Raw genomic sequence first — 20,920 nt, forward strand, 5'->3', positions numbered from 1 at the left:
CGAGATACGCGCCGACCTCCACCTCGGACTGCTCCAACTCGCCTGCAGCATCATCTGCTTGCGCCGACTCCGAACCTCATTCTGAAATGATCAGTAAGTCGCTCTCGCGCCAATCAGCGTCGACATTCGGACATCAGGGCTCGGCTACTGCCTCATGCGCCCTCTTCAAGAGCAGCCTGATACAGGCATTCAGCCATCACAACAGGGGGAAGCATGAGCAAGATCGCTCGCCGATTACCGTACGCGTTGATCACAGCGACAGTCGTGGCGCTCACCGCGGCCGTACCGGCATCCGCCGCCGGGAGCGGGGCGTCCGCGGAAACGGCGGAGCCCCGCCCGCTCGCCGGCAGCGAGGTCCGGGACCTGACCCGGGTCGCCCGCGCGTACCTGCAGCAGCGGGCCGACTCGGTCACCACGGCCGGAGCCCACCGCCTGGCCCCGGTCGTGCCCGACCGTGCCACACCAGAACTTCGGAAGGGCCTCACGACGGAGTTCGCCCAGCTCGCCGGGATGGGCCGCGTCTACGAGAAGGCCAGCGGCGGCTACTCCGGCGCCGAGGTGACGGTCACCGCGGGCAAGGCGGAGCACAAGGGCGACAAGGCCACGCTCCGGCTGACAGAGAGCACGAGCCTCTTCTATCCGAACGTCCGCTCGGCGGACGATCCCAAGGCCGAGGAGTACGTCCTCGACCACACGCTCACCTTCACGCACGACGCGGCCGGCAAGTGGGTGCTCGCCGAGGACCGCCCGGACCTCGGCGCGGGGGACGTCACCACGTACACCACCCCGCCGAAGACCGAGCAACCCGCGGAAGGCGCGAAAAACGAGGACCGACGCACGGCCTCTTCCGCCACCGGCCACGTGGCCGGACAGCGCACCGCGAACGACAAGACCGCCTTGGCCGCCGGGTACAACTACACGGCGATGGTCAACTATGCGAACCGCTACTGGAAGAACCCCAACGGAAGCTACCGCACCTACGGGAACGACTGCACCAACTTCATCTCGCAGGCCATGAAGGCCGGTGGCTGGAAGCAGAAGGGCAGCGGGTACTTCGACCGCAAGGACAAGGACAAGTGGTACTACGGCGGCCACACCTGGACCACCAGCTACACCTGGGCGGGTGCGGAGAACTGGTACTGGTTCGCCACGAAGCACTCGCAGCGCACCCGGATCCTGTCCAATGTCTGGCAGATGGGCCTGGGCGACGTGCTGCAGGCGGACTGGGACCGTGACAACACCATCGACCACACGATGATCGTGACGGGCTTCTCGGGCGCCGACGAGATCTACCTGACGTACCACACGAACAACACACACAACCGCAAGCTCACCAACCTCCTCGCCGCGCGCCCGCACACGACGTGGTACGCGCACCGCACCTGATCGTTCACCGGCGTTGACCGGCTCGCCTTCCTCTGGAGCGACATGAAGACACCACTTCGCATCGTGTGCGTTACGGCGGTCGCGGTCCTGTCCGTGGCCGCGTGCGACGGGGGCGGGGGCGGCGACCAGGGGAAGGCGAGAAACGAGCGCGACACCGCAGTCGCGTACGTGAAGGCGCTCAACGACCGGGATGCGCAGGCCCTGGCGAAACTCGGCCCGCCCGGGAACGCGGGGACGGAGGAGGAGGCGCAGAAGCTGGTCGCCGCGCAGGGCGGACGCAAGCTGCACGTGAACGACGTCCGGGTCAGTCACGAGTTCGGCCCGGACACGGCAGACGCCCAGGTCCGCGCGACGGACGACAAGGGCCGGCCCGTCAACGAGACGCTGACGCTAACCCGTAAGGGGAAGTCGTGGTACGTCGTCCTGGGCACGAACCCGGGCGGCACACCGAAGACACCGGCACAGACGTCACGGCCGTCGCCGACGGAGTAGGCGGAGCACAGATATGCGCACTCTTCGCGCTCGAATCGCCGCCCTTGCGGCGTCGGCGCCCTCGCCACCGGCGGACTGACACTGACCGCTGCGCCCGCAGCCCACGCAAGCGAAGCGTCGTGCGTGACGCATCTGAAGGCTCTCGGCTTGAAGAAGGCGGTTGCCGAGGCTGCCTATGAGGCCGCCGTCGCCGGCAGCATCGCCTGGTGTGTCGCCAAACCCAGAGCGAACTCGAAGGAGTCCCCAGGCAAGCGATACAGGTGGCCTGCCAAGAGGTACTCCTCCCCTAGCCGCGAATCGCGCAGGTTGCGGCAGCCGCAGGCGGAATCGCCTGCGGCTGCTCGACCGGCTAGTACTGCAACGGTCTTTGCTCTGATGGTTTGTCGGCGTCTGGTGGGTGTGTGGCCGCGTCGTTTGTAGTGGCTGGTGCGGGCCTGGAGCTGGCGTCTGCGGCGCCAGAGTGACCAGTGCAGGACGTGGTCGATGCTCGGGCGGGGCCGGGTGAGTCGGCTGATCAGGCGTCGGAGTTCGGGGAGGGTCAGGGGTATGAGCTGGGAGGATCCGTTTCTGCTTTCCCGGTGTCGAGCTCGCGGGCCCGCAGGACGGTCAGGCAGGCGTGTGCGGCCATGGCCAGGGTCATGTGGCGGTGCCAGCCGTCGTAGCGGCGGACCTGGTAGTCGTCCAGGCCGCACTCCTGCTTTGCGGTCTGGAAGCATTCCTCCACTGCCCACCGGCTTCCCGCGATACGGATCAGCTCGTCGAGTGTGGTCCCGTCCGGGCAGTAGGCGATGTAGTAGGAGATCTCCTCGGGCCGGCGGACACTTCGGCGGGCGATCACCCAGTGACGACGGTCCTCGCGGTGCCAGGGACGGACCTCGACCCGGGCCCAGTCATAGACCCTCGGGCCGTGGGCGCCGTCGCCGCAGGAACGGCGCTTCCACTTCTGCCGGGGCAGCCCGGGAAACAGGTCGTGGACGGGGTGGTCGATGGCCCAGCGGGTGACGACGGTGTCATGCCGGGTGGTGGCCATGACGTGGAAGACATCCGCCCGCTCCAGCTCGGAACGCCAGCCCTTGGAGAAGCCGTAGGCGGCATCCGCAGTCACCCACCGGAACGGGATCCGGTCCGCGACCGCCCGGCGGACCATGGCCTTGGCCATCACCACTTTCGTCTCGAAGGCGACCGTGTCGTCGATGCCGGCGGCCCGGCAGCGTTCCCGGTCGTCCGTCCACGACGTAGGCAGATACAGGCGGCGGTCGATCAGCGTGCGGCCCCCGCCACCGGCATAGGCGAGGAACACCCCGATCTGGGAGTTCTCAGTCCGGCCGGCGGTTCCGGAGTACTGCCGCTGGACCCCGGCCGAGCGGACACCCTTCTTCAGGAACCCGGTGTCGTCCACGATCAGCACCGCTTCCGGATCGCCGAGGTGCTCGATGACGTAGTCCCGCACGTCGTCCAGGACCTCGTCCGCGTTCCAGTCGATCCGGTTCAGCAGCCGGTGGATCCGGTCCGGACCCGCATGCCCGGCCTCCTCGGCCAACGTCCAGCCATTCTTCCGCTCCAGCGGAGCTATCAGCCCCCGCATATAGGCAAGAGCCGACTCCCGCGGCTCCGACCTGGCGAAACGGTGCACGAACCGCTCATGCAAGGACTTCAGTTCACCGGCCCACGACCGGGCATCAGCAAGTTCCCCGCCCATGAACTGACCAACGACCGACCTGCCCAACCGTCACGGCAAACACCGTTGCAGTACGAGGACTTGTCCGGGCGATCATGTGCGGAGCCAGATGGCCAGAGCTGCTGCGGTAGCCGTGCCGAGGAAAACGTAGTCGCTCATCCCGGCCGGCAGCGCCGGTATCCGTCGGACATGACGGACGCGGAATGGGCGGCGGTGCGGCCCTTGCGAACCGCCCCAGGTCCTCGGCGCCAAAAGCCCGCTCCAGGTAGTCGATGAGCGCTGCGGTGTCGTTTCCGATGATCCAGGGCGTGACGGTGGTGTAGCCGTCCGGGACGGCCTTGACCGTTTCGTGTTCGTGGTGGTCGCTCACGAGGCGAGGCTAGGCCGCCTATAGGTCTGCCGACCGCACCGTACGGCGTGCAGGGCCGGCTAGCGGGCGCTGCCGATATGGCGATCGGCGTCGGAGCCCTGGAGCAGCAGGGTGGTCTCCTCGATGCGGCTGAATCGGCCGTCGGTTCCGAGCTCGGCGAACACGTAGACCTCCATGGACACGGTCGAGCCGTCCGTCTTGGTGAGGTGGACGGTGTGCCGGTCGGCGTACTTGCTGCCGTCGTACAGCTCGTCGTGGACCTCCACACGGCCGCCGGAGACGACGCCGCGCACATGGGTGATGTGTTCGACGAACCCGGCGCGGTCGTCCCACCGCCCGTCGGTGCGCTGCCGGTACTCCGGCGCGAAGTGGCGGTCGACGGCCTCCTCGACGGAGAGCTCGCTGCTGAAGATCAGATCGGTGAGGGCGGGCTTGATCCCGGTGCGGGTCATGCGACTTCCCTTCGAGGGGCAGGGCGAGGGCAGGGCGAGGGAGAGGGCCCTCGGCACGAGAATGCGTGCGCTGCGCACGCTTTGCTGTGACCGTAACAGAGATGCGTGCGCAGCGCACGCTAGTCTTCGGGGATGGAGAACGAAGTCGGACACGAGATCGCCGACGCGCTGGGCGTCCTGCTGCGGCGCACCACTCGCGCACAGCTGCACCGGGAACTCACCGAGGGCATGGGTGAGGCGGTGGACGCGCTGACGTACCCGGTACTCAGCGCACTTGCCCGGACCGGACCGCGCAGCGCAGCCGACCTGGCCTCCGACGCCGGACTCGACCGCTCCGGCGTCACCCGCCGAGCCTCCCGACTGGAGGCCGCAGGCCTCGTCCGTCGCGAAACGGACCCCACCGACCGGCGCGCGCAGTTGCTCGTCCTCACCGAGCAGGGCGAACTCGCAGTGGCAGAACTGCGCACACGGCTTGCCGCCCACATCATGGCGAGCCTGTCCTCGTGGCCGCCGGGCGAAGCCGAGACGTTCGCCCGCCACCTGCGCCGTTTCACCAGCGAAGGCCCCTTCGCCTGACAGGGCAACGGCTCGCTCAGCCTGTCCAGCGGCCTTTATCAAGGTCGGCCCTCGGCGTCAAGCCACGTATTCGAGGGGCGTGACGCACATCCGCCCACAGGGTTTATTTGAAGTACGCCCTCACCGGAGAAAGCACCGGAGAAACGAGGACGGAAAATTGCCGCCGACCCATTCCGGGACGGCATCCACAACCTCTTCTTACACCGAATGGAGAATTCCCATGTTCCAGCGTTTCTCGACCCGTCGTATCGTCCTGGCCGGAGCTTCCGTGGCACTGCTGGGCGGCGGTATCGCACTGCCGGCGACGGCGATGGCCGCCCCGGTCGCCGCCCCGCAGCAGGCCGTTTCCCTGCTCCCCGCGGACAGCGCCGACGGCATCGGCACCGGCGGCGACTCCAACGCCGAGAACACCACGGTCGGCGGCGAGGCCACGGGCGGCAATGCCAACTCCGGTGTCACCGAATGCAAGGGCGCATGCGACATCAAGACCGGTGCCGCCACGGGCGGCAACGCCAGCGCCGACGCCATCAACCAGGGCGACGCCACCTCCGTGGGCGGCGACGGCACGGGCACCGGCGGCATCGTGAGCAAGACCGAGGCCCAGGTCATCAAGGACCAGGTCAAGCAGAACCTGAAGGCCAAGCTCGGCAAGTGACGGGCGACAGCACTCCAGCTGCAGAAAGGCGGCCCCTCGCACCCCCACCATTGACACATTTACAGCAGACGCCGGAGAGGCCCCAGCCTCTCCGGCGCCTGTGTGTGACGACACTCTGGGGCATTCTTCATGAATGTCTGAGCTGAAAAAAGCGATGTCGTGTCAAAGGCTTGCCCGATCGAGCGCGGCAACCCCGTGGTGCCGCTCGCCGGGGCTTCCGGGCAGCCCGGGTGACCGCCGCCAGTCCGGGGCGCCGACCACCGTACTGCGCTGCGCGCGCCGTACCGAGGAGCGCCGATTCGTGCCCGACGCGCCGCCCGGGCAGCCGTGAGCGGCCCCGCGCCGCTCGCTACTGCGTCGGGTGCTCCGCGTCAAGTCCCGACTTCCAGGGACATGACCAGCCCCCGGCCTCTGGGGCCCAATGGAAACACGGGCCCGGCAGGGCCTCCGGACAGGGCCGGTCCTCGGCCCCCGGCCATCTCGACTACAAGGAGTCCACCATGATCCGCACGTCCTTCGCCCAGCGTCTCGCCCTCCTCGGTGTCTCCGGGGTCCTCGCCGCAGGCGGCGCGCTGCTGCCCTCCAGCGCCTTCGCCGCACCGGCGGCGGCACCGACCGCAGCCGTACAGACGGCGCCCGGCCACCAGGCCCACACCGGCACCACGACCACGGTCAAGATCGAGACGACGACCGTCAAACGCACCCTCTCCGACGGCCGGGTCAAGGTCACCAAGACCACGACGGTCACCAAGACTACCAAGAACCGCCACGGCAAGGTGATCAAGAAGACGATCGAGAGGACGATCTCCGTGCGGTTCCTCCCGGCGCCCGACGACGACTGAGTCGGTGAGCGGACCGGTAGCCCGGCCCCCGTTCCGCGCCTCGTCCCACCACCCCGGTGACCCACCGCCCGACGCACTCGCGTCGGGCGGTGCCTGCGTGTGCCCGCCGACCGCCACCGGGGCCGGTGTGCGTCACCGGCGGAACCGGGAGTCAGGGCCTCAGCTGTCCTTGCGCTGCTGCCTCACCGCCCGGATCTCCTCCGTCGCGGCCCGGAACGCCGGAGCCGCCCGGGTGAAGTAGTCGAAGAGCACCACCTGCTGCTCCGGCGTGTAGCCGGCGAGGACCTCGGCGATCCGGCGCCGCGCGGGCGCCACCACCGCCTCGACCTGCGCCAGTGCATCGGGGACGGCTTCGACGACGACCTTTCGCCGATCGGCGGGGTCTGCCGTGCGGCGGACATGACCCGCGCGCTCCAGCCGGTCGATCAAACGTGTCGTCGCACCTGTGGTGAGTCCCGTGGCGGATGCCAGCTCCCCCGAAGTGAGCCCGCCCGCCAGGGTGATGCGGCTGAGTGCGTACCACTCGGACGCATGGAGGCCCGCCGCCTCTGCGCCCGCCATGCCGTGCAGCCCCACGGCATCGACGTAGTCCCGAAAGACCGCCCGCCGGTCATCCCGCTCCTCGGTCGCCACATCATCCCCTTGCCTCTTATCTGCATACGTGCAGATAATGCATGCGTGCAGTTACTGCACCAGTGTAGCCACGTGGGGCCTCCCTTGCCCTGCCGCCGCCCGGACCGATCGAGAGGTATTCAGCCGTGAACGTCAAGGCCTTCAAACGCACCGCCCTCATCACCGTCGCCGTCCTCGCCCTCGGCGCCGGCAGCGCATACCTCTACCTCGACGCCACCTCCGACGTCCGGCGCACCGGTGCCCAAGCCTGCACCGACGTCATCCCCGCGGGCGCCGGCCGCCCGGACGGCGAGGCCGTCTGTGGCGTCCTCGATGCCCTCACTGCCGCCTGGGGACGGGGTGATGCGGACGCGTACGGCCGCCTGTTCACCGAGAACGCCACGTACACCACGTACATGGGCAGCCACTACGAGGGCCGCGACGACATCACCGAAGGCCACCGGGCGCTGTTCAAGGACTTCCTGAAGGGCAGCAAGCTCGCGGCCACCTACCTCGACATGCGCTTCCTCGGCAAGGACGTCGTCCTGCTCACGGGCCGCGGCGACGACTACACCGGCGGCAAGCCTGCGGCCGAGGAGCTTTCGAAGGTTCAGACGTACACCCTGGTCCGCGACGGCGACGGTGCGTGGCGGATCGCCGCCTTCCACAACACCCAGCGCCGGAACGTGATGGAGCGCTTCTCCTTCCTCTACTCCCCCGGCACGGCCCCCGAAGCCGAGAAGTGACCCCTCGGTCTCCGCGGCCCCGCCCTCGGACCGTTCACGGCGGCGTGCCGATCGCCCGGCCGGACCGGCCCTTGCCGTCAGCCGCGGGTCTTGTGTGATGCGTCCGATGGACTCATGATGTGCGTCCATCGGACGCATAAGAAATGAGGCGCGGCGTGGAGCAGACGACGAGCACTCAAGGACACCAGGAGCCGGACACCAGGACCGGCCCCGCGGCAGGAGCCGGTCCGGAGGCCGTTCCAGGGAACGGCGGCGGGGACGGGCTGCGCGGCAGTGCGTTCGTGCCGCGGCAGGAGGGCCTCGAAGTGCCCCTGCCGCCCGTCTTCAGCGATCCCGCGCAGGAGCGGGAGCACCGCAAGCAGCGGCTCGCCGGCGCCTGCCGCATCTTCGGCCGGCTCGGCTTCTCCGAAGGGGTCGCGGGGCACATCACCGTGCGGGACCCCGAGCACCCCGACATGTTCTGGGTCAACCCGTTCGGCATGTCGTTCCGCCACATCCGGGTCTCCGACCTGATCCTCGTCGACCACGAGGGACAGGTCCGCCACGGCAGGCGCCCGGTCAACCGGGCCGGATTCGTGATCCATTCCGCGATCCACGCCGCCCGCCCCGACGTGGTCGCCGCCTGTCACGCCCACGCCGTCCACGGCAAGGCCTTCTCCAGTCTGGGACGCCTGCTGGCCCCGATCACCCAGGACGCCTGCGCCCTGTACGAGCAGCACACCGTCCACCGGGACGGCGCCGGCGCGGTGGTGGTCGACGAGGAGGCCGGACGGCAGCTCGCCGCGGGGCTGGGGCCGCACAAGGCCGTCATCCACCAGAACCACGGCATCTTCACCGTCGGCGAATCCGTCGACGAGGCGGCCTGGTGGTTCATCTCCATGGAGCGCAGCGCCCAGGCCCAGCTGCTGGCGGAGGCTGCGGGAACGCCGCACCTGATCGAGCCCGAGGCCGCCCGGCACACCCGGGACCAGACCGGGTTCCCGCTCGCGGGCTGGTTCTCCTTCCAGCCCCTCTGGGACGAGATCGTCCGTACCGAACCCGACCTCGTCGAGTAGGCGCAGCCGTCCATGACACTCCCCCTCGAAGCCGGGCCCGGCCCCCACGAGCCCGGATCCCCCGCCTGGTGGCAGGCCCGGTACGCCGAGCGCGGCCGGCGCAGGCCCCGCCAGGGCGGGCTGACGCTCGACCGGATCACCGCGGGTGCGCTGGAACTGACCGACCGCGAAGGCCTGGAGGCGCTCACGATGCGCCGGCTCGGCGACCACCTCCAGGTCCGCCACACCTCCCTCTACCGGCACGTTGCGAGCCGGGAGGAGCTGCTGATCGAGACGGTCGACCACATGCTCGGCGAGATCCGGCTGCCCTCGCTCGACGGGGACTGGCGGGCCGGCCTGAAGCGGGGGGCCAGGGAGTTCCGCCGGGTCCTCGCGGCACACCCGGCGGTCGTCCCGCTGCTGACGACCGGTCAGCTGCTGGGTCCCAACGCCCTGCGGGCCCGTGAGCACGCCCTCGCGCAGCTCCTCGCCCACGGGTGGGCCCCGCCGTCGGCCGTCCACGTCTACCTCACGGTCACCCACTTCGTCATCGGCGCCGCCGTACTCGACTCCGGCGGCGCGGCCCGTACCGCCGCACAGCGCGCCGCGATGGCCGAACTGTTCGCGGCCCTCTCCCCTCTCACCCACCCGGTGGTCCACCGCCACGCCGAACTGCTCAACTCGCTCGACTCCGATGCCGAGTTCGAGTTCGGTTTGCGGACGCTGCTGTACGGGCTGGGCCACCTGCACGCCGAGGAGGCTTCGGCATGACCGTCGGACGCGTCCTGCCGCCCCTGCGCCGGTGGACCGAGGGCGGCAGTACCCTGCGGATCGGCGGTCACTCGGTCTTCGTACGCCAGGACGGGCCCGCGCACGGCGCGCCCGTCACCCTCCTCCACGGCTTCCCGAGCTCCTCCCACGACTGGGCCGCCGTCGTCCCGGCGCTCGCCGCGGCCGGGCTCCGCGTCACCACCCTGGACCTGCTCGGCTTCGGCGAGAGCGACAAGCCCCGGCGCCACCGCTACTCGGTGCTCGACCAGGCCGGGCTGGTCGAGGAGGTCTGGCACCGGCACGGGACCGGCAGCACCGCCCTGGTCGCCCACGACTACGGGGTGAGCGTCGGCCAGGAGCTGCTGGCCCGCGACCCGGCCCGGATCACGCGCATGGCCTGGCTCAACGGCGGCCTGTACCCCGATCTGCACCGCCCCGTGCCGATCCAGCGCCTGCTGCACGGCCCCCTGGGCCCGCTGCTCGCGCCGCTCACCACGGAGCGGCGGTTCGCCGCGACCCTGCGCGCCGTACTGGGGCGGCCGGTCCACGACGAGGACATGCGCGACCTGTGGGCGGCCGCGTCCCGCGCCGGCGGGCACCGCCTCGCCCCGCGCCTGCTGCGGTACGTCGACGAGCGCCGCCGGCACGCCGTGCGCTGGAGCTCGGCCCTGGAGGGCTTCCCCGGGCCCGTGCTGTTCGTGTGGGGGCCGGCGGACCCGATCAGCGGGGCCCATGTGCTGCCCCGGATCCGGGCGCGCATGCCGCAGGCCCGGGTCGTCGAGCTCGCGGGACCGCCGGCTGTCGGGCACTATCCGCAGCTGGAGGACCCGGAGGAGGTCGCGGCGGCACTCACCGCGTTCCTGGCGCCGTGAGGAGGACCGGCGAAGCCCCGGGGCAGCCCGAGTGCCCGCGCACCCGGCTCAGCCCACCGGCGTTCATGACGAGCGCGCCGATACGCTCCTCGTCGGCGGCGTGCCGACCAGCTCCGTGAAGCGGGTGGCGAAGATGCCCTGCGACGGGCAGCCGACCGCGAAGCAGACCTCGGTGACGCCGAGGTCGCCGCGCCGCAGCAGCGCCGTGGCGTGCTGCATGCGGCGTGCCACCAGGTAGGCGTACGGCGACATGCCGTAGGCGAGCCGGAACCGGCGGCTGAGGTGCCCGGCGGCCATGTCCGCGTCGCGGGCCAGCGCCTCGACGTCGAGCGGCCGCGCGTACTCCCGGTCGATCCGGTCGCGCACGCGGCGCAGCCGCGCGAATTCGCTCAGGCGCTGCGCAGCGGTGAGTGCACGCGCCCACGCGGGACGGCACATGGGAGAGCTCCTTTCAGCGAGGTGCCGCTTTCATCGAGGTGCCGAACGGCCGGCTCAGCGGAGCTCTTGGATGCGGATCAGGTTGCCCGCGGGATCGCGGAAGGCGCAGTCGCGCACGCCGTACGGCTGCTCGGTGGGCTCCTGGACGACCTCGGCGTCGCCGGCCTGCACCTTCGCGAAGGTGCCGTCGAGGTCCCGGGTGGCCAGCAGGATCCAGCCGTAGGTGCCCTTGGCCATCATCTCGACGATGGTGCGGCGCTCCTCCTCCGTGATCCCGGGGTCCGCGGCCGGCGGTGCCAGGAGGATGGACGTGCCGGGCTGGTCGGCGGGGCCGACCGTGATCCAGCGCATCCTGCCCTGACCGACGTCGCTGCGGACCTCGAAGCCGAGGACGTCGCGGTAGAAGGCCAGGGAGGCGTCCGGATCGTCGTGCGGGAGCGAGGTCGTGTGAATGGTGAGGTCCATGGCACTCACGGTAGTTCCCGCGCGGTGGCCGGCGCTTCTCCGATCCTGATCCTTCTGTGCGGGGAGGGTCCGCCAACCGTCCGGGCAGCCGATGGTGTACGAAGTCTTTCGTGAACGAACAGATCCAGCCCTCGACCGTCCGGGTGTTCATAGCGCTCGCCCCGCCCGACGAGGCGAAGGAAGAGCTGGAGCGCCGGCTGCGGCCCTCCTACGAGGCGTACCCGCGGATGCGGTGGAACCGCATAGAGGACTGGCACATCACCCTGGCCTTCCTCGGCGAGCTCCCGGTGGCCACCGTTCCCCTCCTGCAGCCGCCGCTCGCGGAGCTCGCGGCACGGCGTCGGCCCCTGCGACTGGCACTGCGCGGCGGCGGGCACTTCGACGAGCGGGTGCTGTGGAGCGGGATCGGGGGAGACCTCGACGGGCTGCACGAGCTCACCGCCGAGGTCCGCCGCGTGGTCAAGGAGTGCGGTGTCCCCTTCGAGGACCGGCCCCTGCGCCCCCATCTGACGCTGGCCCGGTCCCGGCGCGACGACCCGTCCAGCGTCGTGAAGGCCGCCCGTGAACTCGCCGCGTTCAGCGGCGGCGGGTGGCATGCCGAACGCCTGCACCTGTGCGCCAGCAACATCGGCCGCGGCCCGGGACCGATCCACTACCGCGACATCGAAGCGTGGGGCTTCGGCGGCGGCCACTGAGGCCGGGACGGATTCAGAGCCGCTGGTACGTGCCGACGAGGGTGCTGCTCGCGAGTTCAGTGCCCTGTACGGCGCTGTGCACCGCCTCCACGCCGGGCCGGTCGAGCAGCCGGACCGGCTGCCCCAGCGCGTACAGCCGGAAGAAGTAGCGGTGCGGTCCGTGTCCGGGCGGCGGCATCGGGCCGCCCCATCCCACCGCCCCGAACCCGTTGGGCCAGGACCGCCCGCCGTGCGGTTCCCGGCCCTCCTCCACTCCGCCGGTCCACGGATCGATGCCCGTGACCAGCCAGTGCAGGAAGGTGCCTCTCGGCGCGTCCGGGTCCTCGCACAGGAGGAGCAGCTCCGCGGTGCCCTCGGGCGCGGCCGTCCAGGTCAGCGGCGGTGAGATGTCCTCCCCCTCGCCGGTGTACCGGCGGGGGATCTCCGCGTGGTCGGCGAAGGCGGGGCTGGTCAGCTTGAATGCAGTCACGGCCGCCGCCCTACCCGCCCCGCCGGCCCCCCTACCTCCCCGGCCCTCCGATCCACCCACCCGGCCGAGCCGGATCCGCTATTTCACCGAGCCCGCCATGACGCCTTGGACGAAGTGCCGTTGGAAGGCGAAGAACACGACCAGCGGGACCACCAGGGACAGGAAGGCACCCGGCGCGAGGACGCCTATGTTGCTTCCGAACTGCCGCATCTGGGACTGCAGCGCGACCGTGAGGGGCTGGGACTCGCTGTCCGCGAAGAGCAGGGCCACGAGCATGTCGTTCCAGACCCAGAGGAACTGGAAGATGGCCAGGCTGGCGATGGCCGGGCGGCCGAGCGGCAGCACGAGCCTGGAGAAGATCCGCCACTCGCTGCCGCCGTCCATCCGGGCGGCTTCCAGCATTTCGCGCGGTATCTCGGCGAAGTAGTTGCGCAGCAGGAAGATCGCGAACGGCAGCCCGTAGGCGACGTGGAAGAGCACGACGCCGGCGATCGTGCCGAACAGGCCCACTGCGCCGAAGAGTTTGGCCACGGGCAGCAGCCCGATCTGCACGGGGACGACCAGCAGGCCCACGACCACCAGGAAGATGGCGTCCCGCCCGGGGAAGTCCAGCCAGGCGAAGGCGTATCCGGCGAGTGCCGCGATGGCGACCACCAGGGCGGTGGTGGGCACCGAGATGAGGACGGTGTTGCCGAAGGCCGCCGCGAGGCCGGAGTCCTTCAGCAGGGCGCCGTAGTTGTCCAGGGACAACTGGGACGGGTCGGTGAGGGCGGTCCACCAACCCTCGGAGGCGTTGTCCCGCTCTGAGCGCATCGAGGACAGGAGCAGGCCCGCCAGGGGGGTGATCCATACCAGGGCGACCAGGATCAGCAGGCCCTGGACGACCGAGCTGCCCAGCAGGCCCGACAGCCGGCTCCTGCGGTGCGGTCCGGGCGCGGTACGTGCGGGGGCGGGCGCGGGCCGGGCGGCCGTCGTCTTCCGGGGCGTTCGGCGCTCGATGGTGCCGTGGCTGCTCATGCTCCGCTCCTTCGGTAACGCCGGATGTTGAAGACCATCGCCGGGACGACCAGCAGGAGGAGCACCACGCTGAGCGCGCTGCCGAGCCCCTGGTCGTTGCCGCCGCCGAAGGAGACCAGCCACATGCGGGTGGCCAGTACGTTCGCCTCTTCCTGGACCGGTCCGGGCGCGATGATGTAGACGAGGTCGAAGACCTTCATCACGTTGATCACCAGCGTGACGAAGACGACGGTGAGCACCGGTGCGAGCAGCGGGACGGTGATCTTGCGGAAGATCTGGCCTTCGGTGGCTCCGTCCATCCGCGCGGCCTCCAGCGCGTCGCGCGGAATGGCCGCCAGTCCGGCGCCGATCAGGACCATGGCGAAGCCCGTCCAGACCCAGAGGTAGGCGCCGATGATGGCCGGTGTGACCAGCGCCGGGCCGAGCCAGTTCACCCCCTGGTACGGGGTGGCGAAGTTGGCCGCGGGCAGCCGGACGGTGTACTCGCCGTCGGCCAGCCCGGTGAAGCGGAACGAGCCGTCGGCGGCGGCGGTGGCGGTCGCGGCCACCCGGCCGTCCCGTACGGCCTCGACCGTCATACCGGGCAGGCCCTTCTCGCCCGGGTCGATCCTGCCCGGCGTGCCGGCGCCGCCGGGGGCGAAGTCGAGGTAGACCACGCCCCCGATCTCGTGCGGGCCCGGTGCCGCGGCGGCCGCGGGCTGCGCGCCGGCGGGCATCGCGTCGGGTGCCACCCCGACCAGGCCGAGGCTGACCGACCGGCCCGGGCGTACCCCCTCCCCGGTGCTGTACGGGCCGCCCGCCGCCCCCGTCAGCCCCTGGCCCTCGCGGGCGCGGGCCGTCGGATAGGCGGCGGTGTCCTCGAAGGTGTCGTGGACGCCGACGACGACGGCGTTGAGTACGCCCCGGCCCGGGTCCTGTTCGTAGGCGAGCCGGAAGACGATGCCCGCGGCGAGGAAGGACACGGCCATCGGCAGGAAGAGCACCAGCTTGAACGCGGTTGCCCAGCGCACCTTCTCGGTGAGCACGGCGAGCATCAGCCCGAGGCCGGTCAGCAGCACCGGGGCGACGACGACCCATATCGTGCTGTTGCGGATGGCCTTGAGGGTGGCCGGGTCGTGGAGGATCGCCGCGTAGTTCCCGGCTCCGACGAAGCGGTCGCCGCTGGCGTCGAAGAGGCTGCGGCCGAAGGAGAAGACGACGGGGTAGACGACCAGTGCGCCGAGCAGGAGCAGGGCCGGCAGGACGAAGACGACCGCGAGGCGGCGCTTCCTGCGTTGGGCCCGGCGCCGCGGGTTCTCCGCGGCGCCGGTGGTCAGGGTGTCAGCCATGGCGGCGCCTCAGTTCCCGTAGGCCTTGGCGGCCTCGGCTTCGAGCTTCGCGGCCGTGCCCTGCGGGTCCGAGGGGTCGCGCAGGAAGTCCTGGAGGAGCTTCCACTCGCCCGCGCCCTTGGTGCCGCCGAACGCGGCCGGGGCCTGGTCCGACATGTCGAAGCGGACCGAGTCGCCCGCGGCGATCAGCGACTCGGCGGTGCTGCGGGTGGTCTCGTCGCCGTACGCGAGCGGGTCGACCTTGGAGTTCGGGGACAGGAAGCCGCCCGCGCCGGCCCAGACCTCGGCCGCCTCGGAGCCGGCCAGGAATTCGAGCAGCTTCATGCCGGCCTTGCCGTTCTTGCCGTCCTTGAGGACGACGGCCGCGTCACCGCCGCTGACGACCGGCGCCTTGCCGCCGTCGACCGCGGGGAACGGGAAGAACTTGGCGTCCACGCCGGGCTTCCTCCCGAACTGGTCCTTGGCGACGCCCCCGACGAAGTCCCCCTCGTAGACCATGCCCGCTTTGGCCTCGGGGCCGAAGACCTGCTCGACCGAGGAAGGGAAGTCGGTGCCGAGCGCCGCCTGGGCGCCGCCGGCGACGAGCTGCTTGTCCTTGAAGAGTTCACCGAGGGTGGTCAGCGCCTTGACGACGCTGTCGTCGGTCCACTTCAGCTTGTGCTGGGCGAGCTGGTCGTACTTCTCCGGCCCGGCCTGGGAGAGGTAGATGTTCTCGAACCAGTCGGTGAGGGTCCAGCCGTCCTCGCCGGCCACGGCGAAGGCGGGACGGCCGGAGTCGGCGAGGGTGCGGCCGGCCTTGAGCAGGTCGGCGTAGGTCTTGGGCTCGCTGACGCCGGCCTGGGTGAAGGCCTGGGGGGCGTACCAGACGGTGGACTTGTGGGCGGCCTTGAAGTAGAGGCCGTAGTAGGTGCCGTCGACGGTGCCGTAGTTCTTCCAGACCGGGGCGAGGGTGGAGTCGGCCGTCTTGGCGGCCTGGTCGGACAGCGGCTGGAGCCAGCCCGCCTTGGCGAACTGCTGGAGCACGCCCGCCTGGGGGATCATCACCACGTCCGGCGCGTTCCCGCCCTCGATCTTGCTCCCGACGAAGGTGGAGACGTTGTCGCCGGAGGGGACGAAGACCGTCTTGGCGCCGGTCTTCTCGGTGAAGGCGTCCAGGACCTTCTTGAAGTTCTTCTGCTCGCTGCCGGTCCATACGCCGGCCACCGTCACGGTCTGGCCGCTGAGTTCGCCGCTGCTCGCGGGGCCGGTGGTGCCGCCGCAGGCGGTGGCGCAGGCGGCGAGGGTGAGGGCGGCGGCCGATGCGGTGAGCGCGGTCCGTCGGGTGGTCTTGCCGGGTCGTCGCATGGTGGGGTCCTTTTCGAGGGGGTACGGGGACTGCGGGGCGGGGCGCGGCGTCACTCGGGCCGCTGGTTCACGAGGTCGGGCACTCTGCCGTCCACCAGGCGGCGGTGGCCGCGGGGAGCACACCGTCGGGGCAGGGTCCGCTGGCGAGCAGGGGCGTGCCGGCGACCGGGGCGGGCACCGGTTCCGTTCCGAAGTTGACCGCGCAGACCAGGCCGTCGCCGCGGACCATGGCCAGCACCTGCGGGGGCGACTCCAGCCAGCGCAGGGTGCCGTCGCCGAGCTGGGGCAGGCTGTGCCGCAGCTGGAGGCCCTCGCGGTAGAGGTGCCAGAAGGAACGGGTATCGGCCAGGGCGCGGTCGGTTGCGTGCTCGGCGAACCACTCGGGCTGCGGCAGCCAGGGCTTGGCCCCGGCCGCGCCCTGGCTGAAGCCGAACGGGGAGGCGTGTCCCGACCAGGGCAGCGGCACGCGGCAGCCGTCCCGGATGCGCTTGCGGCTGCCGGTGCGGTGGAAGATCGGGTCGGTGAGGACCTCGTCGGGCAGGTCGAGCACCTCGGGGAGGCCGAGCTCCTCGCCCTGGTAGACGTAGGCCGCGCCGGGCAGCGCCAGCATCAGCAGGGCGGCGGCCCGGGCGCGGGCGGCGCCCAGTCCGCTGCCCTCCACCCCGGGCTCGCCCGCGTAGCGGGTGACGGTGCGGACCTGGTCGTGGTTGTTGAGCACCCAGGTGACGGTCGATCCGGTGCCGGCGATGTCGCGTATCGCCTCGGTGATCGTCGCGCGGAAGGCGCCGGCGTCCCAGGGGGCGCTGAGCAGGTCGAAGAAGAAGGCCTGGTGCAGTTCGTCGGGGCGGACGTATGCGGCGTGTTCGCGTGCGGTCGGCACGGACACCTCGCCGACGAGCAGCCGCTCGTGACCGTCCCGGGCGGCGTACTCGTCGCACACCGAGCGCCAGCGGCGCCACACCCCGTGGACCTCGGGCTGGTTCCAGGCCAGCTGGTTGACGGAGTCGCGGGCGCGCTCGTCGGCTCCGGGGTCGTCCGAGTCGGGCAGCTCGGGGTGCTTGAACAGTCCGGCGGCCACGTCGATGCGGAAGCCGTCGACGCCGCGGTCCAGCCAGAAGCGCAGCACCCGCTCGAACTCGTCGCCCACGGCGGGGTTGCGCCAGTTCAGGTCGGGCTGCTCGGGCGTGAAGAGGTGCAGGTACCACTCTCCGGGCGCGCCGTCGGCCCCGGTGGTCCGGCTCCAGGCGGGCCCGCCGAACATGGCGCGCCAGTTGTTGGGCGGCTCGCTCCCGCCGGGGCCGCGGCCGGGTTCGAAGTGGAATCGGGAGCGGGGTGCGCTGCCCGGCTCCGCTGCGAGCGCCTCGCGGAACCACGGGTGCTCGCTCGAACAGTGGTTGGGGACGATGTCGAGCAGCAGCTTGAGCCCGAGGCGGTGGGCGTCGGCCACCAGGCGGTCGAACTCGGCGAGGTCGCCGTAGACGGGGTCGACGCCGCAGTAGTCGGCCACGTCGTAGCCGTGGTCGTGCTGCGGGGAGGGGTAGAAGGGGCTGAGCCAGATGCCGTCGACGCCGAGCTTCCTGAGGTAGGGAAGCCCGGCCCGGACGCCGGCCAGGTCGCCGATGCCGTCCCCCGTGCTGTCGAGGAAGCTGCGGACGTAGACCTGGTAGATCACCGCGTCCCGCCACCAGGAGTCCGGTGCGGTGGCGCTGCGGGAGGGGCGGCCGGTGTCGGCCGGAAGGGTGCTGAGCATCTCGCGTCGACCTGTTTCTGCTGAATGCGAGAGCGCCCTGGATCAGGTGCGCTGTTATGCATGCATGTTAAGTAGCAGCTACAGGAAGGTGTCAACGATGCGTCTGGAAACAGCCGAAAGCTGGGGTGGTTTGTACCGAAGTGACCCTGTGCACGCATCAGGGACCCTACTTAACATGTAAGTAGAGGCCCTGGAGGAGGCGACGGAGTGGGCTCAGCCCCTGCGGGAGATGGTCCCGAGCTCGCGCGCAAGCCGCGCCACCGCCTGCTCGGGCGTCTGGCGCAGCGCCATCACGTCCTGCGCCACGGCTTGCACGGCGAGGCTCACCTGGTCGTAGCGCGGGCTCTTGGGGCGCGGAACTGCCGACAGCACGCTCTGGCGGAGCGTGGGCAGGTACGGAAAGGCACGGATCAGCTCGGGGTCCTCGTACAGGGCGGCGCGCACGGGCGGCAGCGAGCCCTCGGTGAGCACCTGGCGCTGGACCCGTTCACTGGTGAGGTAGGAGATCAGATCGGCCGCGGACGCCGGATGGCGCGAGCGGCTGCTGACCGCGAGGTTGGAGCCGCCCAGCACGCTGGTGCCGGGCCCGTCGGATCCGGGAAGCGGTACCGCGCCGAACCTGCCGGCGACCTTCGAACCCTGCGCGCTCGCGTCCGCGTACACGTAGGGCCAGTTCCGCAGGAAGAGCAGCCGGCCGTCCTGGAACGCCTGCCGGGACTCCTCCTCCTTGTATCCGAGCGCCTCCCGGGAGATCCAGCCGTCCCGCACGCCGTCCGCGAGGAAGCGCAGCCCGGCGCGGGCCGCGTCGGAGTCCACCGCCACCTGGGAGCCGTCGTCGCGCAGGATGGAACCGCCCGCCGAGTGGACGGCCTCCGTGACGTTGACGGTGAGCCCTTCGTAGGGCAGGAACTGCCCGGCATAGCCGTCCAGGCCGTGCTTCGGGCCGATCGTGCGGGCCTGGCGGACCAGTTCGGCCCAGGTGCGCGGCGGCTTCTCGCCCTCCGCGTCCAGGATGTCCTTGCGGTAGTAGAGCAGTCCGGCGTTGGTGACGTACGGGACCGCGTACAGCCGGCCGTCGAAGGTCGCCGTGTCGACCACGGGCCGCAGGAAGGCGTCCAGGGGGAAGCGGTCGCGCTCCAGCGGGGAGATCCATCCGGCCGCGGCGAACTCGGAGGTCCAGGCGACGTCGATGTTCAGTACGTCGAAGCGGTTCCTGCCCGATCGCAGCTCGCTGATCATCTGGGCCCGGGACTCGTCGGCCGAGTCGGGCAGCTCGACGAGCGTGACGCGCTCGCCGGGATGGCCTTCGTTCCATTCGTCGAGCAGCGGGGAGAGGTAGTCGGTCAGGTCCCCCGCCGTCACGAGCGTCAGGGGACCGCGCGCCCCGGAGGCCACGCCCGCGTCGGAGCGGACGCCGAAGCCCGCGTATCCCGCCACCACCACCGCCGCGACCAGGAGAGCTCTACCCGCGGCACGCATCCACCGCATAGGTTCCTCCCAGTGCACGATCCGGCTGCGCCGCCGACCATCGCGGCCTATATATACCCGTTAGGCATGGGCGATACTAGACGCCCAGGCAGACTAGACGGATGGCGGCGCCACCCGGTCCGCTGCCGAGTGAACGGTTGACTACGGATCGGGAAGGAGGGGGAGCGAGTGCGGCTGCCGCTCCTGGCACTCCTCACCCGTGGCCCTGCCCATGGTTACGAGCTGAAACAGGACCTTGAGAAGCTCCTGGGCGCCGCGTACCCTCAGCCCAACGTCGGCCAGATCTACGTCACCCTCGGGCGGCTGGAGAAGAGCGGTCTGATCGAAGGCGAGGACGTCGAACAGTCGGGCCGGCCCAACAAGCGCACGTACAGGCTGACGGACGCCGGGCGCGAGGCCGTGCTGGCCTGGTTCGACGACACCGCCGAGGAGCCCCGGGTACGGGACGAGTTCTTCATGAAACTCGCGCTCGCGCCGCAGTCGGGTCTCGCCGACCCGGTCGCGCTGATCAACAAGCAGCGGCGGCAGTACCTCAACACCATGCGGGACCTGTCGAAGCTGGCCGCAGCCGAGGACCGCGACAACAAGATCTCCCAACTGCTGATCGAGGGCGCCATGCTGCACCTGCAGGCCGACCTCGACTGGCTGGAACGCTGTCAGGAGGAGCTGGAATGAGCGACGACGCCACCGCCGCTCCTGCCGTGCCCATCGTCCGCGCCGAGGGTCTGAACAAGACGCACCACGGCGAGGGCACGCCGGTGCACGCCGTACGCGGTGTGGACCTGACCGTCCGGCCGGGCGAGTTCGTGGCGGTCACCGGGCCCTCGGGAGCCGGCAAGTCCACCCTGCTGCATCTGATCGGCGGCCTCCAGCGGCCCGACAGCGGCAAGCTGTGGATCGGCGGAGAACGGGTCGACGCATACCGCGAGGCCCGCTGGGCCGTTCTCCGGCGCCGCAGCATCGGCGTCGTGTTCCAGTTCTTCAACCTGGTCTCCAACCTCACCGTCGCCGACAACGTCGAACTGCCCGCCCTGCTCGCCGGCGCCTCCCCCAAGGCCGCCCGCGCATCCCGGGCCGAACTGCTCTGCGAACTCGGCCTCGAAGGCCGTGAGCGCTCGATGCCCGGGGAGCTGTCGGGCGGGGAGCAGCAGCGGGTCGCGCTTGCCCGGGCCCTGGTCAACCACCCCGCGCTGCTGCTGGCCGACGAGCCGGCCGGGAGCCTCGACAGCAAGGGCACCCGGGAGGTGCTGCGGCTGCTCTCCCGGTTCCACCAGCGCGGCCAGACGATCATGATGGTCACCCATGACGCCCGGATGGCCAGCGCCGCCGACCGCGTCATCAGCTTCTTCGACGGGCGGATCGCCGACGACGCGCAGCTCGGTGACGGGCGCGGCGGGCGGGCCGGCGGCGTGTCCCGCGTACTCGAACTGAAGGAGTGAC

The 20,920-nt window shown here is 70.7% G+C and carries 23 protein-coding genes and 1 pseudogene; 12 read left to right on the top strand and 12 right to left on the bottom strand.

What is annotated here, in order from left to right; all coding sequences use genetic code 11:
• Positions 1-246: 246 nt before the first annotated feature.
• Positions 247-1,386 carry an amidase domain-containing protein gene (locus AB0B01_RS10425; protein ID WP_361715377.1) on the top strand — a complete coding sequence of 380 codons (1,140 nt, stop codon included), beginning with the start codon at positions 247-249 and terminating at the stop codon, positions 1,384-1,386.
• A gap of 42 nt (positions 1,387-1,428) precedes the next feature.
• Entirely contained in the window at positions 1,429-1,878 is a 450-nt protein-coding gene (locus AB0B01_RS10430; RefSeq protein WP_361715380.1) for a hypothetical protein, read from the top strand.
• 538 nt (positions 1,879-2,416) lie between these two features.
• Here the strand turns inward: AB0B01_RS10430 and AB0B01_RS10435 are convergent.
• From AB0B01_RS10435 to AB0B01_RS10445, 3 genes are read right to left on the bottom strand one after another with little or no spacing between them, the layout of a single operon-like run.
• Positions 2,417-3,577 carry an IS701 family transposase gene (locus tag AB0B01_RS10435; protein WP_361715383.1) on the bottom strand — a complete coding sequence of 387 codons (1,161 nt, stop codon included), beginning with the start codon at positions 3,575-3,577 and terminating at the stop codon, positions 2,417-2,419.
• On the bottom strand, positions 3,558-3,926 hold the full coding sequence (locus AB0B01_RS10440; protein WP_361715386.1) for a hypothetical protein: 369 nt from the start codon (positions 3,924-3,926) through the stop codon (positions 3,558-3,560). The genes AB0B01_RS10435 and AB0B01_RS10440 overlap by 20 nt, the downstream gene beginning before the upstream one ends.
• Positions 3,927-3,985: 59 nt before the next feature.
• Positions 3,986-4,378 (bottom strand): nuclear transport factor 2 family protein, encoded by a 393-nt coding sequence (locus AB0B01_RS10445; protein ID WP_361715389.1) that lies wholly within the window; start codon positions 4,376-4,378, stop codon positions 3,986-3,988.
• A 132-nt stretch (positions 4,379-4,510) separates the two neighbouring features.
• Here AB0B01_RS10445 and AB0B01_RS10450 point away from each other — a divergent pair, with 132 nt between their 5' ends.
• From AB0B01_RS10450 to AB0B01_RS10460, 3 genes are all read left to right on the top strand, one after another.
• Positions 4,511-4,954: a MarR family transcriptional regulator gene (locus tag AB0B01_RS10450; protein WP_361715392.1), complete on the top strand. Its 444-nt coding sequence runs from the start codon at positions 4,511-4,513 to the stop codon at positions 4,952-4,954.
• Positions 4,955-5,174: 220 nt separating this feature from the next.
• Entirely contained in the window at positions 5,175-5,609 is a 435-nt protein-coding gene (locus AB0B01_RS10455) for a hypothetical protein (protein WP_361715395.1), read from the top strand.
• 500 nt (positions 5,610-6,109) lie between these two features.
• A complete protein-coding gene (locus AB0B01_RS10460; RefSeq protein WP_361715398.1) occupies positions 6,110-6,451 on the top strand; it encodes a hypothetical protein in 342 nt (113 codons plus the stop codon).
• A gap of 159 nt (positions 6,452-6,610) precedes the next feature.
• On the opposite strand, the gene AB0B01_RS10465 is transcribed toward AB0B01_RS10460, so the two are convergent.
• Positions 6,611-7,084 carry a MarR family transcriptional regulator gene (locus AB0B01_RS10465; protein ID WP_361715401.1) on the bottom strand — a complete coding sequence of 158 codons (474 nt, stop codon included), beginning with the start codon at positions 7,082-7,084 and terminating at the stop codon, positions 6,611-6,613.
• 125 nt (positions 7,085-7,209) lie between these two features.
• Between AB0B01_RS10465 and AB0B01_RS10470 the strand changes: the two genes are divergently transcribed.
• From AB0B01_RS10470 to AB0B01_RS10485, 4 genes are all read left to right on the top strand, one after another.
• Entirely contained in the window at positions 7,210-7,809 is a 600-nt protein-coding gene (locus AB0B01_RS10470; protein WP_361715404.1) for an SgcJ/EcaC family oxidoreductase, read from the top strand.
• Positions 7,810-8,090: 281 nt separating this feature from the next.
• Positions 8,091-8,864 (top strand): class II aldolase/adducin family protein, encoded by a 774-nt coding sequence (locus tag AB0B01_RS10475; RefSeq protein WP_361715670.1) that lies wholly within the window; start codon positions 8,091-8,093, stop codon positions 8,862-8,864.
• 12 nt (positions 8,865-8,876) lie between these two features.
• Positions 8,877-9,614 carry a TetR/AcrR family transcriptional regulator gene (locus tag AB0B01_RS10480; protein WP_361715407.1) on the top strand — a complete coding sequence of 246 codons (738 nt, stop codon included), beginning with the start codon at positions 8,877-8,879 and terminating at the stop codon, positions 9,612-9,614.
• Positions 9,611-10,486, top strand: a complete 876-nt coding sequence (locus AB0B01_RS10485) for an alpha/beta hydrolase (protein ID WP_361715410.1) — start codon at positions 9,611-9,613, stop codon at positions 10,484-10,486. Before AB0B01_RS10480 ends, AB0B01_RS10485 begins: the two co-directional genes overlap by 4 nt.
• On the opposite strand, the pseudogene AB0B01_RS10490 reads toward AB0B01_RS10485, so the two are convergent.
• Together AB0B01_RS10490 and AB0B01_RS10495 are read right to left on the bottom strand one after the other, a co-directional pair.
• A pseudogene (locus AB0B01_RS10490) lies at positions 10,423-10,924 on the bottom strand (AraC family transcriptional regulator). The gene AB0B01_RS10485 and the pseudogene AB0B01_RS10490 overlap by 64 nt on opposite strands.
• A 54-nt stretch (positions 10,925-10,978) precedes the next feature.
• Positions 10,979-11,389, bottom strand: coding sequence for a VOC family protein (locus tag AB0B01_RS10495; protein WP_361715413.1), 411 nt, complete (start codon positions 11,387-11,389; stop codon positions 10,979-10,981).
• 110 nt (positions 11,390-11,499) lie between these two features.
• On the opposite strand from AB0B01_RS10495, the gene thpR reads away from it, so the two are divergent.
• Positions 11,500-12,084: an RNA 2',3'-cyclic phosphodiesterase gene (gene thpR / locus AB0B01_RS10500; RefSeq protein WP_361715416.1), complete on the top strand. Its 585-nt coding sequence runs from the start codon at positions 11,500-11,502 to the stop codon at positions 12,082-12,084.
• Positions 12,085-12,097: 13 nt separating this feature from the next.
• On the opposite strand, the gene AB0B01_RS10505 is transcribed toward thpR, so the two are convergent.
• From AB0B01_RS10505 to AB0B01_RS10530, 6 genes are all read right to left on the bottom strand, one after another.
• Positions 12,098-12,553: a YbhB/YbcL family Raf kinase inhibitor-like protein gene (locus tag AB0B01_RS10505; RefSeq protein ID WP_361715419.1), complete on the bottom strand. Its 456-nt coding sequence runs from the start codon at positions 12,551-12,553 to the stop codon at positions 12,098-12,100.
• A gap of 78 nt (positions 12,554-12,631) precedes the next feature.
• Entirely contained in the window at positions 12,632-13,570 is a 939-nt protein-coding gene (locus AB0B01_RS10510) for a carbohydrate ABC transporter permease (RefSeq protein ID WP_361715422.1), read from the bottom strand.
• A complete protein-coding gene (locus AB0B01_RS10515; RefSeq protein WP_361715425.1) occupies positions 13,567-14,898 on the bottom strand; it encodes an ABC transporter permease subunit in 1,332 nt (443 codons plus the stop codon). The genes AB0B01_RS10510 and AB0B01_RS10515 overlap by 4 nt, the downstream gene beginning before the upstream one ends.
• A 9-nt stretch (positions 14,899-14,907) precedes the next feature.
• Entirely contained in the window at positions 14,908-16,242 is a 1,335-nt protein-coding gene (locus AB0B01_RS10520; protein ID WP_361715428.1) for an ABC transporter substrate-binding protein, read from the bottom strand.
• A 67-nt stretch (positions 16,243-16,309) separates the two neighbouring features.
• Entirely contained in the window at positions 16,310-17,992 is a 1,683-nt protein-coding gene (locus AB0B01_RS10525) for a glycoside hydrolase family 13 protein (RefSeq protein WP_361715431.1), read from the bottom strand.
• 213 nt (positions 17,993-18,205) lie between these two features.
• Positions 18,206-19,480 carry an ABC transporter substrate-binding protein gene (locus AB0B01_RS10530; protein WP_361715434.1) on the bottom strand — a complete coding sequence of 425 codons (1,275 nt, stop codon included), beginning with the start codon at positions 19,478-19,480 and terminating at the stop codon, positions 18,206-18,208.
• Between the two features lie 168 nt (positions 19,481-19,648).
• On the opposite strand from AB0B01_RS10530, the gene AB0B01_RS10535 reads away from it, so the two are divergent.
• Together AB0B01_RS10535 and AB0B01_RS10540 are read left to right on the top strand one after the other, a co-directional pair.
• Complete coding sequence (locus AB0B01_RS10535) at positions 19,649-20,155, top strand: PadR family transcriptional regulator (protein WP_356849982.1); 507 nt, start codon at positions 19,649-19,651, stop codon at positions 20,153-20,155.
• Positions 20,152-20,919 carry an ABC transporter ATP-binding protein gene (locus AB0B01_RS10540; RefSeq protein WP_361715437.1) on the top strand — a complete coding sequence of 256 codons (768 nt, stop codon included), beginning with the start codon at positions 20,152-20,154 and terminating at the stop codon, positions 20,917-20,919. The genes AB0B01_RS10535 and AB0B01_RS10540 overlap by 4 nt, the downstream gene beginning before the upstream one ends.
• The last annotated feature ends 1 nt before the right edge of the window (position 20,920 follow it).

The sequence above is a fragment of the Streptomyces sp. NPDC044571 genome (assembly GCF_040647115.1).
Taxonomy (GTDB): Bacteria; Actinomycetota; Actinomycetes; order Streptomycetales; family Streptomycetaceae; genus Streptomyces.

Bases quoted from the DNA above. Each gene is read 5' to 3' on its own strand.
- AB0B01_RS10430 (WP_361715380.1), top strand. From the start codon at position 1,429: ATGAAGACACCACTTCGCATCGTGTGCGTTACGGCGGTCGCGGTCCTG.
- AB0B01_RS10435 (WP_361715383.1), bottom strand. From the start codon at position 3,577: ATGGGCGGGGAACTTGCTGATGCCCGGTCGTGGGCCGGTGAACTGAAG.
- AB0B01_RS10445 (WP_361715389.1), bottom strand. From the start codon at position 4,378: ATGACCCGCACCGGGATCAAGCCCGCCCTCACCGATCTGATCTTCAGC.
- AB0B01_RS10450 (WP_361715392.1), top strand. From the start codon at position 4,511: ATGGAGAACGAAGTCGGACACGAGATCGCCGACGCGCTGGGCGTCCTG.
- AB0B01_RS10455 (WP_361715395.1), top strand. From the start codon at position 5,175: ATGTTCCAGCGTTTCTCGACCCGTCGTATCGTCCTGGCCGGAGCTTCC.
- AB0B01_RS10460 (WP_361715398.1), top strand. From the start codon at position 6,110: ATGATCCGCACGTCCTTCGCCCAGCGTCTCGCCCTCCTCGGTGTCTCC.
- AB0B01_RS10480 (WP_361715407.1), top strand. From the start codon at position 8,877: ATGACACTCCCCCTCGAAGCCGGGCCCGGCCCCCACGAGCCCGGATCC.
- AB0B01_RS10485 (WP_361715410.1), top strand. From the start codon at position 9,611: ATGACCGTCGGACGCGTCCTGCCGCCCCTGCGCCGGTGGACCGAGGGC.
- AB0B01_RS10495 (WP_361715413.1), bottom strand. From the start codon at position 11,389: ATGGACCTCACCATTCACACGACCTCGCTCCCGCACGACGATCCGGAC.
- AB0B01_RS10510 (WP_361715422.1), bottom strand. From the start codon at position 13,570: ATGAGCAGCCACGGCACCATCGAGCGCCGAACGCCCCGGAAGACGACG.
- AB0B01_RS10515 (WP_361715425.1), bottom strand. From the start codon at position 14,898: ATGGCTGACACCCTGACCACCGGCGCCGCGGAGAACCCGCGGCGCCGG.
- AB0B01_RS10520 (WP_361715428.1), bottom strand. From the start codon at position 16,242: ATGCGACGACCCGGCAAGACCACCCGACGGACCGCGCTCACCGCATCG.
- AB0B01_RS10525 (WP_361715431.1), bottom strand. From the start codon at position 17,992: ATGCTCAGCACCCTTCCGGCCGACACCGGCCGCCCCTCCCGCAGCGCC.
- AB0B01_RS10530 (WP_361715434.1), bottom strand. From the start codon at position 19,480: ATGCGGTGGATGCGTGCCGCGGGTAGAGCTCTCCTGGTCGCGGCGGTG.
- AB0B01_RS10540 (WP_361715437.1), top strand. From the start codon at position 20,152: ATGAGCGACGACGCCACCGCCGCTCCTGCCGTGCCCATCGTCCGCGCC.